The organism is Streptomyces sp. NPDC004051 (genome assembly GCF_053604275.1).
This window is the reverse complement of sequence record NZ_JBSGHG010000001.1, coordinates 709674-725943: the sequence shown is the minus strand read 5'-3', so window position 1 is coordinate 725943 and position 16270 is coordinate 709674. Positions and strand designations below refer to the sequence as shown.

12 protein-coding genes are annotated in these 16270 nt (G+C 74.1%); 4 read left to right on the top strand and 8 right to left on the bottom strand.

The window, feature by feature from the left end:
- Positions 1–35: 35 nt before the first annotated feature.
- The 5 genes from ACWEQO_RS03375 to ACWEQO_RS03355 all read right to left on the bottom strand — a co-directional run bounded on the left by ACWEQO_RS03375 (position 36) and on the right by ACWEQO_RS03355 (position 9219).
- Positions 36–1325, bottom strand: a complete 1290-nt coding sequence (locus ACWEQO_RS03375; RefSeq protein WP_361447927.1) for a condensation protein — start codon at positions 1323–1325, stop codon at positions 36–38.
- Entirely contained in the window at positions 1322–5767 is a 4446-nt protein-coding gene (locus tag ACWEQO_RS03370) for an alpha-(1->3)-arabinofuranosyltransferase domain-containing protein (protein ID WP_452978372.1), read from the bottom strand. The genes ACWEQO_RS03375 and ACWEQO_RS03370 overlap by 4 nt, the downstream gene beginning before the upstream one ends.
- A complete protein-coding gene (locus ACWEQO_RS03365; protein WP_361447930.1) occupies positions 5764–6516 on the bottom strand; it encodes a class I SAM-dependent methyltransferase in 753 nt (250 codons plus the stop codon). The genes ACWEQO_RS03370 and ACWEQO_RS03365 overlap by 4 nt, the downstream gene beginning before the upstream one ends.
- Positions 6517–6587: 71 nt before the next feature.
- Complete coding sequence (locus ACWEQO_RS03360) at positions 6588–7778, bottom strand: glycosyltransferase family 4 protein (RefSeq protein WP_361447933.1); 1191 nt, start codon at positions 7776–7778, stop codon at positions 6588–6590.
- Between the two features lie 469 nt (positions 7779–8247).
- Positions 8248–9219, bottom strand: a complete 972-nt coding sequence (locus tag ACWEQO_RS03355; RefSeq protein WP_361447940.1) for a DUF3068 domain-containing protein — start codon at positions 9217–9219, stop codon at positions 8248–8250.
- 253 nt (positions 9220–9472) lie between these two features.
- On the opposite strand from ACWEQO_RS03355, the gene ACWEQO_RS03350 reads away from it, so the two are divergent.
- From ACWEQO_RS03350 to ACWEQO_RS03335, 4 genes are all read left to right on the top strand, one after another.
- Complete coding sequence (locus ACWEQO_RS03350; protein ID WP_361447943.1) at positions 9473–9631, top strand: hypothetical protein; 159 nt, start codon at positions 9473–9475, stop codon at positions 9629–9631.
- Entirely contained in the window at positions 9628–10875 is a 1248-nt protein-coding gene (locus ACWEQO_RS03345; protein WP_452978366.1) for a PucR family transcriptional regulator, read from the top strand. The genes ACWEQO_RS03350 and ACWEQO_RS03345 overlap by 4 nt, the downstream gene beginning before the upstream one ends.
- Positions 10876–11232: 357 nt before the next feature.
- Positions 11233–12006: an IclR family transcriptional regulator gene (locus tag ACWEQO_RS03340; protein ID WP_361447949.1), complete on the top strand. Its 774-nt coding sequence runs from the start codon at positions 11233–11235 to the stop codon at positions 12004–12006.
- Entirely contained in the window at positions 12003–12863 is an 861-nt protein-coding gene (locus ACWEQO_RS03335) for an SMP-30/gluconolactonase/LRE family protein (protein WP_452978363.1), read from the top strand. Before ACWEQO_RS03340 ends, ACWEQO_RS03335 begins: the two co-directional genes overlap by 4 nt.
- A 237-nt stretch (positions 12864–13100) precedes the next feature.
- Here ACWEQO_RS03335 and ACWEQO_RS03330 read toward each other — a convergent pair whose 3' ends face one another.
- From ACWEQO_RS03330 to ACWEQO_RS03320, 3 genes are read right to left on the bottom strand one after another with little or no spacing between them, the layout of a single operon-like run.
- Positions 13101–14534, bottom strand: a complete 1434-nt coding sequence (locus tag ACWEQO_RS03330) for an FAD-dependent monooxygenase (protein WP_452978360.1) — start codon at positions 14532–14534, stop codon at positions 13101–13103.
- Positions 14531–15724, bottom strand: coding sequence for an MAB_1171c family putative transporter (locus tag ACWEQO_RS03325; protein WP_452978357.1), 1194 nt, complete (start codon positions 15722–15724; stop codon positions 14531–14533). Before ACWEQO_RS03325 ends, ACWEQO_RS03330 begins: the two co-directional genes overlap by 4 nt.
- Before the next feature lie 3 nt (positions 15725–15727).
- Positions 15728–16246, bottom strand: a complete 519-nt coding sequence (locus ACWEQO_RS03320; RefSeq protein WP_361448726.1) for a toxin-antitoxin system, toxin component — start codon at positions 16244–16246, stop codon at positions 15728–15730.
- Between the last annotated feature and the right edge of the window lie 24 nt (positions 16247–16270).

The following is a 16270-nucleotide window of genomic DNA, read 5'->3' as shown; positions in this document are numbered from 1 at the left end:
GGTGGTCGAGGTGGTCGAGGTGGTCGCGCCGGTCGTCACGGGGTCGCCTCCGTGGAGTGCAGGTGGTGCGCGAAGAGGTCGTGGAGGTGGGCGCCGTCCGCCTGCCCCAGCAGCGCCCGGGACCAGCGCACGGACAGATGGAGCCGGCCCGCGGTGGAGGCGGTGGTGAAGGTGAGGCCGCGCGGCATCCGCGACGGCGCCGAGAACCACACCGCGCGGGCGCTGCCCGCCCCCTCGCCGAAGTCCAGCGGGTACGGGATGCGGCCGACGTTGCTGAGCAGCGTGGTCGACAGCAGGGGTGCCGCCGCCCTGCGCAGGGCGCGGGCGAGGACCCGGCGGGCGGCGACCGGAGCCCAGGGCGCGGTCAGCAGATCGGCCCCGTGGCCCAGTTGGGGACGGGAGAGGGACTTCAGCGCACGGGTGCGCAGAGCGGTGCGGTGCAGCAGACCGGACAGGTCGGGGGTGTCCAGCTCGGCGAGGGCGAAGGGGACCTCGACCAGCCGGGTGCCGTTGCCGATGGGCATCGTGGCGTCCCTGGGACGGTCGTCCACCGGCATGGTGATGCGCACCGGACGCGGGCGGGCGCCGCGCTCGCGGTTCCAGTGGGCGAGGGTCAGGGCGGTGGCCACCATGAGCTGGTCGTTGACGGTGTACGGGGCTCCCTCGGGCCGGTGCGGCAGCGGGAGTTCGGAGACGATCAGCCCGTTGCCGGTGCGGTGCTCCGGGTCCGGGGCGCCGCGAGCCACCCGGGCGGGCGGCGACCAGGAGGAGGGCGTGTCCGGTGCGGCGGCCCGCGCGGGCTCGGGCCGCCGCACGGGCGGTGCGGCGGCGGAGTTGTCCCTGCCGCCGTAGATCTCGGCGGCGGTGGCCAGGACGCGCAGGCAGGCGGGGCCGTCGAGCGCGGTGTGGTTGACGGTGAGGAGCAGCGCGGCGCCCGCCGCGCCGGACTCGGTGGTCCCCGGGGCGTTCACCACCTCCAGACGGACCGGCGGGGACGCGGTGAGCGGGGGCGCCTGGGTCAGGGTGCGGGTGCGGGCCTCGTGCAGGGCGCCCGGACCCGGCGGCGCGAAGCTCACCACCTCCACGTCGGGCTCGTCGGTCAGCTCCCATTCGTAGCGGCGCCGGTACCAGGGGCCGGGCGCCTCGCGCATGAGGATGCGCGGGTGCCGGCGCAGGGCCTCCAGGAACGCCTTGCGCAGACGGCCGGGCTCCAGTTCCCCGGGGAGGTGCACCTCGATGTGCACCGTCTCCGGTTCCTCGTCCTGGACGCAGTGCCGGGACACCTCGTCCACCACGGGGAACGGGATACGCGAAAGTACGGTCATCCGGCCGATCCCCCTTCCACCGGCCCGCCGCCCGCCGAGCCGTCCGAGCCGTCCGCCGCCTGCGCGCGGGGAAGCCGCCGGGTGGGCTCCTCGGGGCCGGGCGGTGACGCGTGCACCGGAACGCGAGGCGGCGCCGGAGGCGGCACGGCCGTGTCGTGCCCCGCAGGGGCGTGCCGCAGGCCGTCGGCGGCGCCGGGCCCGTACGCGGCCGTCCCGGCCCCGTCCGGCCGGCCGGCCTCCCAGCCGTCCTCCCGGAACGCGCGCCCGGAACCCGGTCCGCCGAGGCTCACCAGCGCCGCGAACAGACCGGTCAGCGCCAGCAGTTGGGCCAGGTGCCCGAAGGCGCCGGTGCCCGCGCCGGGCGGCTCCCCGGCTCCGAGGGCCGCCAGGACCCCCGCCCCCGCGAGGGCGGCCAGTGCCACCGGGGCCAGCAGGGCGGCCCTGCGCCAGGCGAGCAGCGCCAGCACCGGGACCAGCAGCGCCCACCAGCCCGCGATCACCACGCCGACCAGCGTCAGCGCCACCGCGCCCAGCCACGGCCCGGGCGCCGGCGGCGCGGGCTGCGGCGCGTGAGCGTTCCCGGCGTTCCCGGCGTTCCCGGGGTTCTCGGTGTTCTCGGGGTTCTCGGCCCTGCGGCGCCACAGCGCCAGTCCGATCAGCACCGCGATCCCGACGCCGCCGCCGATCAGCGCGGCGTCGTACAGCGTGGCGGGGCCGTAGGACAGCTTCACGGTGCCGCCCTCGCCCGCCGGGATCAGCCAGCCCTGCTGCCAGCCGTCCAGCCGCACCGGTGTCAGTTCCTCGCCGTTCAGGGTGGCCTTCCAGCCCTTGTTGTAGTTCTCGTACGTCGTGAGGTACGAGGCGGCGCCCGAACCGACCGACAGCTCGCGCCGGTCGCCCAGCCAGTCCTCGACGGTCAGCTCGCGCCCGGCCGACGAGACGTCCGGCACGGTGCCGCGGGTCAGGGTCAGGGCGGTGACGGTCAGCGGGCCCGCGTCACCGGCCTCGACCCGGTGCCGGCCGGCGGACAGCTCCAACGCCGTGTCGGCCTCGCCCTCCTGGCAGAGCGTCACCTCGACCGGACGCCGCTCCACCAGGTCCCCCACCGTCCCCTTGACGCCGGTCTCGTGCAGCCGGCCGTCGACGGCCAGCACCGGCCCCTCGCCGCACGCCAGGGTGAACTCCCGGTCGGCGGACGGCTGCGGGGTGCGGTACGCGTCGAGGGCCGGGACGTAGACCTCCGTCAGGCCCACCGGCAGGTCCAGGTCCTCGCCGACGACGGGGTTGTGCAGGGTGAGCGGCGCGGTGCGGGTGATCGTGATGTCGAGCCGGTCCGTGGTGATCGCCGGGAAGCGGACCATGCCGTTGTCGTCGACGCCCGCGATCGCCGCGCCGTCCGGGGAGCTGATGTGCACCTCGGTCGGCCTGGTGGACAGGCCCCCCGCGGCCGCCAGGACGATCTCGTCGACGGGCTGCTTGCCGTCCCAGCTCAGACGGACGACCGGCCGGTCGCCCGCGATCCAGGCGGTGGTCAGGTCGCCGTCGGTGAGGTTGCGCGCGGTCAGGCCCGCGCCGAGGCGGGCGGTGGAGTCGGCGGTGGCGGTGATCCGGGCCCGCTGCTCGGGCGCCACCTCGTACAGCAGGCGGTCCAGCGCCTCACCCGGCACGGCCACCGCGCTCGCCGCGACCTCGTAGGTGCCCGCCGTGCCCGCGGTGAACAGGCGGTGCAGTCCGTTCTCGGTGCCCGTGGGGGACAGCCCGGTCGGATCGGCCGAGCGGTGCAGCGAGACCACCTGCGCGGCCGCGGTCGACTCCTTCGAGTCCGTGGGCAGCCGCAGCAGCCTGGTCACCCGCACGTCCGGCAGGTCGATCTCGGAGAAGCCCGCACCGCCCAGACCGGTGCGCTGCGCGACCGAGTCGACGATCGTCAGCTTCATCCAACGCGTTTCGCCCGCGGGCGCCTTGATGTCCTGCTTGGCTCCGTTCGTCTGGAGGAAACTGGTCTTCGAACCCCGCTCCGTCTCCACCCGCACCCTGGTCGCCGCCGCCCGCACACCGTCCTGCGGCAGCGGGATGACGCCGATGGAGTCCGGCATCTCGTACCGGTCCTCGAAGGCGATCCGCAGCCACTGCCCGTCCGGCGAGCTCGCCGAGCCCTCCGCCCAGGCCGTGTCCGGGTTGCCGTCGAAGGCGTTCACCGGGTCGTACTGCGGCAGGTGGAACAGCCAGTTGCCGTAGGAGGACGCCGACACCGAACGGGCGCCGCGCAGTTCGGCCACCGTCTGGTGCTCCAGGCCCTCCTTGGGCAGGATCTGGTGCGGCCGCTCACCCGCGTCCTGCACGGCGTCGGGCGCGTTGCGCTCGTCAGGGGTGTACGTGTACGACGTGTTGGAGTTGACCAGGCCGAACCGGGTGTCCGCGTACCGCATCCCGTCGCCGGTCACCTGCACCGGCGGGGCGCCGAGCCCGGGGTGGCCGTCGCCGGTCAGCACGGCCGGCCGGCCGCGCAGCCCGTCGGCCAGCGGCAGCAGCGCCTCCGGTCCGCCGGAGACCACGGCGGTGTCGGCGACCGGGGCCAGCGAGGCCTGCCCCGGGCGCCGGACGTCCGCGCCGGTCGGGCGGTAGATCTCCACCGCCCGCTGCTGCGGGTACAGCCCCTCGACCTGGAGCGGGGTGCCGTTCGCGATCACTCCGCCGGTCGAGACCGGACCGAGTCCGGTGACCCGCTCGTACCCGGACTGCGTGAGGGTGCGCTTGACCGTCGTGGTCGGCACCTGCCCGACCTGGTCGGGGTCGAGGTCGTTGCGGACGACGACGTAGTACAGGCCCGCCCGGCTCAGGTAGTCGGCGAGTCCGGGGACCTCGGAGCCGGTCAGCAGGGCCTGCTCGACCGCGTCCAGGGCCCGCCGGTTGCCCGGGGTGCCGAACGGTACGTAGTCGCGCTGCGCCCAGCGGGAGCCGGCGACCACGTCCAGCGGCTGGTCGATGGTCGAGCCCCAGGTGTGGATGCCGTGCGCGGTCGCCGGCACCACGAGGGCCCGGGAGTCGGGGGAGTGCTCCTCCAGCCAGTCGGCCGTGGCCCGCCAGTAGGTGGGGATCTCCTGGAACGAACCCGGGGCGAGGATCGACCCGTTGAGGTACGGCCACATCAGACCCGGCAGGACCAGCACCGCGGCGACCAGCGGCGCGAAGCGCCGGCCGCGGCCCCGGCGGGACCCGTGCGCGCCCTCGGCCGTCCGGGACCGCGCGGCCGCGCCCACCAGGTGGGCCAGGCCCAGCACCAGGGCGAGCGCCAGGCCCGTCTGGAACTTGTAGATGTTGCGGAACGGCGCCAGCGGGCCGTCCAGCCAGTCCTGCACCACCGAGTGGAACGGGGAGCCGAACGCGCCGCCGTACCCGGCGAGCAGCACCAGCGCCGTCACCAGCACGGTCAGCACCAGCCAGCGCCGCTCCGGCAGGTCCCGCCGGGCCAGCCCGGCCAGGCCCAGACCGGCCGCGAGCGCCGAGCAGACGATCACGAGCACCGAGGAGGCGACCGTCCAGCCCGCGGGCAGCCACGCCTCACCGAAGTGCAGGTACCCCACCCAGTTCCCGGCCCCGCGCAGCGCCTCGGTGGCCGACATGGTGTCGGTCGTCGTCCGCGCGGTCTCGACGTAGGGCAGGAAGTTCTCGCCGTACACGCCGAGCAGCAGCAGCGGGATCCACCACCAGGCGGTCGCCACCGCGACCGCGGGCGCCCACCAGGCGATCAGCTTCCACCGGCGCGGCCCCGGCGGCCGGGACAGCAGGTACAGGCCCACGGGCAGCAGCGACGCCAGCGTCGAGGCCGCGTTGACCCCGCCCATGAACGGGACCAGCAGCGCCGAACGCAACGCCGCGACCCGGGGCGCGTACCGCTGGTCCGTCAGCGGCAGCAGCACCCACGGCAGCAGCGCGCCCGGCAGGGCGGCGGCCGACGTCGAGCCGATCACCGTCGTGAACAGCGGCCACAGCGCGTACGCCGTCGCCGCGAGCAGCCGGGAGGCCCCGTTGCCCACGCGCAGCCGTTCCGCGAGGCGCAGCGCGCCCCAGAACGCGACCGACACGATCAGCGACAGCCACAGCCGCTCCGCCAGCCACACCGGGAGCCGCACCAGGTCGGCCAGCCAGTAGAACGGCAGCATCGGCCACAGGTAGCCGACGTACTGGTTGTGGACCCCGCCGAAGGACCCCTGGTCCTGCCAGAGCTGGCCCAGGTCGGCCAGGAACCGGCCCGGGTCGACGGTGACACCCAGCTTGGTGTCGAAGGTCTGCCGTCCCGGCTGCACCGCCAGGAGGAGGGCGAAGACCACCGCCCAGAAGCCCAGCAGCCAGCGCCGCGACCGCGGGCCCTCGGGTGGGCCCGCGGCGGTCGCGGTGCGGGGGACGGCTGCCGGAGGGGGAGCCTGGACCGTGGTCGTCATTCGGGACACCGCCGGAGGATGAGGAGAAGGTTCCACGTAGCGAACTCACGCAGGCCGGGCACCTTGACCACGGCCTCGGTGAGGAACGGCCAGTAACGGGAGCGCGCCGAGACGATGCGTACGTCGGCGCGGCCGCGTGTCTGCCGCAGGGTGGTGCCGATGTGCACCGGGAAGAGGTTCTCGCCGAGCGTGTGCTTGGCGGGCCTGCCGGTACGGCGCCGGTAGCGGGCGCGGGCCCGCTCGGCGCCGAGGTAGTGCCACGGGGCCCATTCGTGCCCGCCCCACGGCGACAGCCAGTTGGTGAACGACACGTAGATGAGCCCGCCCGGCCGGGTCACCCGGACCAGCTCGCTGAGGAAGGTCTGCGGATCGGCCACGTGCTCCAGGACGTTGGACGAGAACGTCACGTCCGCGGCCCCGTCGCGCAGCGGCAGCAGATAGCCGTCCGCGAGGACGGTCCCCTCGGGCGGCTTCCGGGCCAGCTCCCGCGGATCCGGCTCGAACAGGAAGGCGTCCGCGCCGCGGCGGCGGAACTCCTCGGTGAAGTGCCCGCTGCCGCCGCCGACGTCGACCACGACACGGCCCGCGACGGGCCCGTCGTACGCCTCGACCTGGTCGGCGGCGTCCCGGGCGAGCAGCGCGTAGCAGGCGTCGGGGTCCTCCTGCTCCCGCATGAAGGCGCGGAACAGGGCGAGGGAACGGCGCGGAGAGGGGTCCTTCAGAGCGCCGGTGCCGCCTCTGCCGCTCATGTCCCCGCCGCCCCCGCGCCTGTCGCCCGGCCCTGTCTCGGTCATGCCCCTGTCAGTCATCTGTCTGTCGTTCATGGCCGGTGACTTCGCACCGCCTCCGCCGCCACCGCGCCGAACTGCCGCACCGTGCGGCCCCAGCGGAAACGTGCGGCGTGGTCCCTGGCCGCCCCGCCCATCAGTTCCCGGCGGGCGCCGGACAGGGCGAGCGTGCACCAGGCGGCGGCGAACGAGGACTCGCCGCGGGCCAGTACGCCGGTCTCGCCGTCCACCACGGAATCCCTCAGACCGGGCACGTCGAAGGCGACGGTCGGGGTCCCGCGGGTGGCCGCCTCCGTGACGACCAGCCCCCAGCCCTCCACCGCGGAGGGGTGCAGCAACAGCCAGGCTGCGCACAGCAGACGGTGCTTCTCCGCCTCGGAGACGTGTCCGGTGAACTCGACACCGGGACCGGCGAGGCGTTCGAGGCGTTCCCGCTCGGGGCCGTCGCCGACGATCACCAGCCGGCCGCCGGTGACCGGCCGCACCCGCTCCCACAGCCGGAGCAGCAGATCGATCCGCTTGTACTCGACGAGCCGGCCCACCGCCACGAAGAGCGGCTCCGGGGAACGCCCGGTGCGCGGACCGGGCTCCTCCACACCGTTGTGCACCACCCTGATCCGCTCGCGGGGCACACCGATCCCGTGCAGCGCGTCCGCGGTCGACGGGGAGACGGCGACCAGCAGCCCGTGCCGCCGGGCGCCGGTCAGCGCCCAGTGCTCGAGCCTGCGCCCGATCCGCGCGGCCGGGGCCAGCGGGCCGCCGAAACGCATCCGCCACAGATCGGTGTGCACATGGTTGACCAGGCACAGCGTCGGCCCGCGATGCCACATCGGCGCCAGGTACGGCATGCCGTTGCAGACCTCGACCAGCAGATCGCAGTCGCCGACCTGGCGGGCGAAGGCGGAACGGGCCCGCAGGAAGTGGCTGTAGGCGCCGCCCGCCGACACCACGCGGTAGTCGCGGACGGGGGTCGCCGGCCCCCCGCACAGCAGGGTGACCTGGTGGCCCATGCGGCTCAGGCCGTCGGCGAGCCGGTCGACCAGCAGCTCGGAGCCGCCGGCCGAGGGGTTGTCCAGGTCGCGGTGGGCGAGGAAGACGATCCGGCGGGGGCCGGGGAACACCTCCGCGAGCGCCTGCGGCACGCCGGGGAGCGCGGCGCGGTGGGGAGTCCCCCGTTCGAGAGGAGCCGGGAGCGGGGGAGAGGACGGTACGTGCTGGGGCATCGGTGCTCCAACTCGTCTTGGGGTCATGCGTGGGGTACGCGGGACACGGTGCGGGCCGGACCGGGATGCGCGGCGCGGGCGGTGCTGCCGGGCGCGGGCGGTGCCGGAGGGGCGGGAGTTCGGAGGTACGGGGAGTCGGAGACAGGGGAGTCGGAGGTACGGGGAGCCGGAGACAGGGGAGTCAGAGGTACGGGGAGTCGGAGGTGCGGGGAGGGTCACGAGGCGCAGGGGGTGCGGAACGTGGTGGCGTGAGAACGTGGCGAGGGAAGGAATTCGGACGGGCGGGGTGGTGTCGGAAGGAACGCGAATGCCTCGGGGGAGCACGCGTGCTCCCCCTGGGCACTGACTGTGCGTGGCTTGTGCACGGGGTGGGGATGGACAGTTTTCGCCCAGACGTCCCCCAGGGCTACTCACCGGGATGACAATTTCGGGTCCGGTCGACTCGGAAGTCACTTCGGTTCGTGAGTGGTTACCGGTCGGTACCGGGCAAACCGGGGCGTTCGTCTTCCTTCCGTCCACGTGCCACCAGAATCCCGCCGGTCACCGCGAGCACGAATCCCGCCACGCCCGCGCCGACCGGAAGGGTCTCCCCCACCATGCGCAGCTGCCCGCTGTCGCGCTTCGCCTGCCGCACGGCCTCCTTCTGCGTCCCGGTCGTGAACGCGAGCTTCTCCGCGTCCAGCAGGACCGCCGCGTCCTCGTCCCCGCCCGGCGCCCGCAGCGTGCGCCGCGGGCCGGTCTGCGCGTAGATCACCCGGCCGGTGGCCTGGTCCACGACCAGCTCGAGGCCGTGGTTGGCGTACCACTCCTCGGCCAGCACCTGCGGGCGGTCCGGCTCGTCCACGAGGGTGCCCGGCACCAGCCGGGTGCCGGTCTTCGTCGCCGGCACCGAGGCGGTGAACCGGTAACCGGTGTACCCCTGGACCTTCTCGGTGCCCCGGTAGCGCATCACGACCGTGTCGCCGAGGGTGTTGTCCCACCACCGGTAGGAGCGCTTCTGCACGTCGAAGGGGAACTTGAGGTACGCCTCGCCCTCGATGTGGGGCTTCTCCTCGCAGCAGTGGACCGGCTTCGTGGTCCGGCGGTCCAGCACCCAGCGGTGCGGGGAGAAGTCCAGCGCGTCGTGCGGATCGGCGGCCGGCAGCGAGGCGTCGGTGTCCACCGTGGTGATCACGTCCCACACGGCGTTCCCGCTGTCCACGCTCTCCTCGACGTTCCCGCGCACCCGCTGGGTGACGGTGATCGCCTGACCCGGCACGGTCTCGACCCGGTCGAGGTCGAACACGCTGCCCCGGCCGGTGTAGACGGCGGTGGTGTCGATGTCGATCGGGTTCACCGCGGCACGTGGCTGCACGTACCAGGCCAACAGGGGGGCCAGTACCAGCAGAAACGTTCCGAGACCGAGCACGGCCAGGGAAAGGGGGGAGGCTGTACGGCGCATCCGGGCACTCCAGAGGCTTGGGACGGATCGGCGCTGAGCAGGCCGGGTCCGTAGAGGAAAACGCGCGTGCGGGAGGGGCGGAGCCATCCGGCACCCCCTGCGGGCCGGGACCGAACTCCCTCTGGGCCGGGAACCGTAAACGCCCCTTGACGGAGTGTCAATGCACACTCGACACTGGGGCGCGACGGACAAGGGTGGCGGAACGCGCTTTCGGGGGGTGGGGAATCCTCCGACCAGAGAGGCTTGCCCTGAGATGTCCAGACTGCTCGCCGCCGCACTGACGGTCGTGTTCGCCGCGGCCCTCGCCGTGGGCGCCGCCCTGGGTGTGGTCGCGCTGCTCGAGGCCACCCCCGACCAGCCGAACACGCCGTTGATCACCTATGAGCACGCCGGTCAGGGGGCCGACGGGTGACGGCGGCCACCACCGTCCCGGCCCGCTCCGCCTGGCGCGACGTCCCGCGCTCCCAGGTGCACCGGTTCGCCGAGATCGCCCTGGCCGAGGCGCCGGCGCTCGCCGAGGAGATCATGGGCGAGATCCAGCGCGAGTACCCCGAACTCCCCGTCGTGCTCGACGAGTCCGGCGAGCCGATGGCCCTCATCGGCATCCGCCGCGCCATCGAGGTGTTCGTGCGGCACCTGGAGCACGCCGACTACTCGGCGGGCCGTCCCACGGTGCCGCCCGGCCTGTTCCACGACTTCGGGCGCGGTGAGGGCCTGCACGGGCGGTCGCTGGACTCGCTCCAGGCGATCTACCGGCTCGGGGTCCGCATGGCCTGGCGGCGGCTCGCCGAGATCGGCCAGCGCATCGACATCCCGCCGCCCGCGATGTACGAACTCGCCGACGCGGGCTACGCGTACCTGGACGGACTGGTCGACCAGTCCGTCCGCGGCTACGCCGAGGCCGCCGCCCGGCAGGCGGGCGAACGGCTGCGGCTGCAGCGCCGGCTGATGGAACTCCTGCTCACCGAACACCACCGGGGCGATCCGGTCGAGGCGCTCGCCGAACGGGCCGCCCGCATCGGCTGGCCGCTGCCCGAGAAGGTCGCGGTGGGCGTCCTCAGGCGCCCCGCCCGGGAGGCGGTGGCGCCCGCCGTGGGGCCGGAGGTGCTGCTCGACATGGAGTCCGAGCAGCCCCGCATGATCGTCCCGGAACCGGACGCCGCAGGCCGCCCCGAACTGCTGCACCGCGCGCTCACCGGCTGGTCCGGCGCGATCGGGCCGCCGGTGCCGCCGGCCGACGCGGCGAAGTCGCTGCGCTGGGCCGAGGCCGCCCTGCTCCTGATGGAGCGCGGGCTGCTGCCCGCCGACGAGGTGCTGCACTGCACCCGGCACACCCAGGCGCTGGTGCTGCTCCAGCCCGAGGAACTCATCGACGACCTCGCGCTCAAGTGCCTCGCCCCGCTGGCCCACTGCACCCCCGCGAACGGACGGCGGCTCGCGGAGACGCTGCTGGCGTGGCTGGAGACCCGGGGCGGCGCGCCCGAGGTGGCGGCCCGGCTCGGTGTGCACCCGCAGACCGTCCGCTACCGGCTGCGGCAGATCCGCGAACTGTGGGGCGACGAGATCGACGACCCGGACCGCCGCTTCGAACTGGAACTGGTGCTGCGCGCCCAGCGGCTCCGCGGCGACCTGGGCGAACCCCGCCCCCGGGGATGACCGACGGCGTCCGACGGTGCCCAGGAATTCCCGGCAGTGCCTGATGGTCCCCGGGGTGTCCGGGGACGCCCGGCAGCCCCGGAAATGTCCGGCTGTGTCCGGCGGTGCCCAGGAGGGCCCGGTGTCTGACCATGCCCAGGGAGGACCAGTGGTGTGCGACGGTGCCCGGGGATGCCCGGGGATGCCCGGTGGCCCCCGGGATGACCGGCGGGGACCGAGGGGGCCTGGTGGGGCCACCTCCCTGGCGGGCGCCGCGGGCCATTGCCCGGGGTAGTCCGGATGGCTAGCCTGTGTTCGTCATTCCGGTCGCCTGTTGATATCTCGAACAGGCCGAGACAGACAGGGAGGGGGCCGGCCGTGGGACGCCTCGTACCAGCCGTGACCCGGGCTCTGGACATCCTCGAGCTCTTCCTCGAGGGGGACGGGACGCTCTCCGCCCCCGACATCGTGCGCAGGCTCCAGCTGCCGCGCACCACCGTGCACGAACTGGTGACCACGCTCGCCGCGCGGAAGTACATCGTCCCGGTGACCGGCCGGCCCGGCCGCTACCGGCTCGGCGTACGGCCGTACCAGCTCGGCGCCCGCTACGCCGAGCACCTCGACCTCGCCGCCGAGGGCCAGCAGGTGGCCCGGTCCGTCGCCGAGACCTGCGACGAGACGGTGCACGTGGCGATCCTGGAGGACACCGACGTCATCTACATCGCCAAGGTGGACTCCACCCACGCGGTGCGGATGGTGTCGGCGGCCGGCCGCCGGCTGCCCGCCCACTGCACCTCCGTGGGCAAGATGCTGCTGGCCTCCCTCCCCGAGCGGGAACTCGCCGCGCGCCTGCCCGCCGACGCCGAGCTGGCCGCGATGACGCCCAACAGCATCACCGACCCGGCCGCCCTGCGCGAGGCCCTCGCACAGATCCGCGCCCGGGGCGTCGCCGTGGAGAACCGCGAGTCCAACCCGGACGTCAGCTGCGTGGCCGCACCGGTCCGCGACCGCACCGGGCAGGTGGTCGCCGCGCTGTCCATCTCCGTGCCGATGATCCGCTGGGGCGAGGAGCGCCGCACCGAACTGGAACAGCTCGCCGTCAAGGGCGCCGACGACCTGTCCGAGCGGCTCGGCCACCGGGGGACCTCATGACCGGCGGCGCCTCCTACGAGGTCGCGGTCCGCGCGGAGTCCCTCCTGGGCGAGGGCCCCACCTGGGACCCGGCGACCGGCCGACTGCTGTGGATCGACATCCTGAACTCCCGCGTCCACAGCTACGATCCGGCCACCGGCCGGCGCACCCTGCGCCGCACCGAACAGCACGTGGGCGCCGTCAAGCCCCGCGCGGGCGGCGGCCTGGTCCTCAATCTGCGCGACGGGATCGGCCTGCTCGACCCCGACGACACCTTCCGCTGGCTGCGTCACGAGCCCGTCCCCGGCCGCCGCGGCAACGACGCCGCCGTCGCCCCCGACGGCACGCTGTGGGCCGGCACCATGCGCTACGACGAGGCCACCGGCGGCGGCACCCTGACCCGCATCAGCGGCGACGGCACGGCCGAGACCGTCCTCGACGACGTGACGGTGAGCAACGGCACCGGCTGGAGCCCCGACGGCCGCCTGATGTACTACATCGACACCCCCACCCGCCGTATCGACGTCTTCGACGTCGACGCCGCCTCCGGCTCGGTCACCGGTCGCCGTCCGCTGGCCGTGGTCGAGGACGGCGCGGGCTTCCCCGACGGCCTCACCGTGGACGCCGAGGGCTGTGTGTGGGTGGCGCTGTGGGACGGTGCCGCGGTCCGCCGCTACACCCCGTCCGGCGCCCTGGACCGGGTGGTGGAGCTGCCGGTGCCCCGCGTCACGGCCTGTGCCTTCGGCGGCCCCGGCCTGAGCGACCTGTACGTCACCACGGCCCGCGTGGGCCTGGCCTCCCCGCCCCCGCTCGCCGGCTCCCTCCTGGTGGTCCCGGACGCGGGCAGGGGGCTCGCCCCACCCGCCTTCGCGGGCTGACGAGGCGGCGGGGCACGGGCGGCCCGAGGGCCGGGGCGGCCACCGGCACGGCGCCGGGAGCCCGGGAGTTCGGGAGCCCGGGAGTTCGGGAGTTCGGAGAACGAGGTCCGGGTTCATCGACGACCTCCCCGCGCGAAGTGGCGTGCCGTCAGCGGGCGGGACGAGGGCAGCCGGTCGGGCGCCGACCCGTGCTGGACATGCCGTCGTGCCCCGGCGGTCCGTCACGGGCGGAAGCGGTCACCCGGACGCGTCACGCCGGCCGCCGGCCGCCGTCCTCAGCTCCTTTGCGGTCAGCGGCGGCGAGGTCAGGGGTTCCCTGCCCGGGCCGCGCAGAGCTCCCACCACGACGTCCGGGTGCGCCCACGACGCGGGGGAGTCGGACAGCGTGATGACGTCGAGGAAGGCCTGGGTGATCCGGGCGCGGCCCGTCGCGGCGTGGACCAGCCGGTTGACGTAGCGGTTCATGAGCGCGCTCCCGGACCGCGGCTGTCGGCCCACCGCACCGGGATAGAGGATGTCCTGGGAGGTGGCCAGTTCCCAGGCGATGCCCGCGGGACGGGCGATGGCGCGCTGGACCTCGCGTGCGAGTCCGGGGGCACGGAGCCCGCTCCGGCCCACCGCGGCGCCGAGCTCGACGAGCCCCTGCGCGGCCACCGTCATCCCCTGGCCGTAGAGCGGGTTGTACGTGGCCACCGAGTCGCCGACCACGACGAACCCGTCCGGCCAGGCGGGTGCCTGCTCGAAGTAGCGGCGCCGGTTGACCGTGCTGCGGGAGACGGTGACCTCCTCCGTGAGCGGTGTGGTCAGCGAGAGCAGCTCGCCCACCACGGGGTGCCGGACCGAGCGGGCGAAGGACTCGAACCGGTCGGGCTCGCGGGACGGCTCGCCTCCCCGCGTGCCCGAGAGGGTCACCAGCCAGCGGCCCCCCTCGACGGGGACGATGGTCGCCGTCCGGCCCGGCACCGGCTCGCCGGGGTCGGACTGGACGTTGACGATGGGGAAGTCGTCGCCGCCCGCGGGCGCCCGGTAGAAGCGACTGGCGTACACCAGCCCGGAATCGACCTCGGCCTCCTCGACGCCGTCCACGCCCAGAGCCCGCAGCCACTGCGTGGCGCGCGACCCGCGGCCGCCGGCGTCCACGACGAGATCGGCGTCGAGGGTCGGCTCCCGCCCCTCCGGCGTCCGTACGCGCACGCCGGTCACACGGGCGGCCGTCCCCTCCAGGGCCCGTGTCTCGTGTCCCTGCAGCAGTCTCACCGTCGGCATCCGCAGCACCTGTTCGCGCACCACCCAGTCCAGCAGGTCACGGGTGCACGCGATCATGTACTGCATCTCGGGCCAGCGTCTGAGCCAGCCCTGAGCGGTCATCGACACCAGGCCGGTCGGCAGGGGGATGCGCCGGGCCCCGGCCGCCAGCCAGCGGTCCGTGATGCCCGGCATGATCCGCTCGAACGCCCGGGCGCCGCCGGACCACAGCACGTGCACGTGGCGTGCCTGGGGAAGCGACCTGCGCGGCTCGGGCCCCGCGGGCAGGACGTCGCGCTCGACGACGGTGACCTCGTCCGCGGCGTCGGCCAGGGCGGCGGCCGCGAGCATGCCGGCCATTCCGCCGCCGATGACCACGGCACGGCGGGGTGCGGCACTGCGGGCGGTCCGGTCAGGGGGTGTCATGACGAACTGCTCTCTGGAGAGGCTGCGAGGTGGCGCGCAGCGGCGACTAGGGGGGACTCCACGGCGCGCGACAGGTGCACGAGCCGCTCACGTTCTGAACTGAGGACCGAGGTCAGCGCCAGGGCTCCGGCGGCACTGGCCTCCTCGGACCCCCGCAGCGGACCTCTGGAGCGCGAGTCCACCGCGGCGACCACCATGGCGGCCGCCCCCACGACATCGGCTTCTTCCTCCGGCAGCCGGCTCTCGATCGCTCTGGCGTAGGCGCGTTGCCGGACGAGTTCGTCGAAGTACGGCTGGAGATCGAGCAGTTCGTCGTGGATGGCGGTCTCCCGCACGGCCAGGCGCATGTCGGGATCGGACCACCACGGGATGCGCGGAAGCGCACGCCGCTTCCCCGGCGTGCGCAGGAGCCGCCACAGCGTGCCCAGGCGCGCGTAGTTGACCCAGCACCGGACCAGGTCGCCGATCTGCGGGCCCAGCAGCGGCAACAGGAACCCGAAGGTCACGATCAGACCGCCCGCCGCGACGATCGGCGGTGCCACCGTCGTGCTGAGGGCGTCCCAGTCGCGGCCGCTCCACCGCGCGACGACCGCGGACAGCTTGGCGAGACCGAACGCCAGGTTGAGCACGAACCCGATGACCAGGACGACCAGGCCCACGCGCAGCCACCGCCGCACCTGCCGCGCCCAGCTCAGGCACAGCGCCGTCGTGACGGCGGCGGAGGTGATGTGGGCGACGAGGTAGGCGACGATCATCTCGCGGATGAAGGGCGTGGTCGCGTAGTGGGTGTCCAGGTCGCGGAGCCGCTCCACGGGAGCCTCCCCCAGCGCGAAGAGCACGGGCAGGGCGACGATGACCGCCGTGTAGCCGACGATCCACCGCCGGGAGTGGCGCCGGATCGTCTCCGGCGGCCCGCCGCGCCAGTTGACGATCAGCACCAGGCAGGCACAGCTGAAGGCGCACATGATGGAGTAGACCAGTGGGCCGGAGAAGTTCGGGACGCCCGTGAGCGCGTTGACCGCGACGATGGTGGGCGGGGCGGCGAAGAAGAAGCAGATGCCCGCGGTGAAGATCAGGAAGTGGGCGGAGCGCACCAGCGGATCGCGCCAACCCCGCCGCAGGGCGGGGAGTTTGACGACGAAGGCGACACCGAGGGCGATGGCGGGAAGGTAGTAGTCGGAGTTCCGCACGCATCAGCCCCGGCGGTGTCCGAGCGACGCCTGGATGCGCCGCGCCAGCTCGCTGTGCGGCGTCACCGTGTCCGCGCCCTCCAGCCAGCCGCGCAGGCGGCCCGCGAGGGTCAGGCCGAACAACTCGGCGTCGGACTCCTCGTTCCGGTCGAAGTCGGTGCGTGCCGCCACCTGGAGAGCGGCCGTCAGGTCGGCCTCGTCCGCCAGCAGACGCGCGGCGACCGCGGGGCCGGGCTCGTGCCGGCCGGCGTGACCGGCGACCATGTGCCAGGCCTCGTGCCCGAAGATGACCACCTGGTGCCAGGGGCTGGTGTTCTCCTGCACGCAGATCAGGTCCCGGTCCGCCATGTCCAGGTACAGCCCGCTGGCCGTGCCCGGCGGGAACGTCACCAGGCGGTACTCCACCGGTCTGCCGCGACGCCTCGTGAGCCGGGCGCACAGGGCGTCGAACAGCTCCCCGGGGGTCGACGGCCTGGCCAGACCCTCGAGAGCCTCCACCAGATCGTTGCGGAGCCTGCGCATGGCGCCCTTCGTGCTCACTTCTCT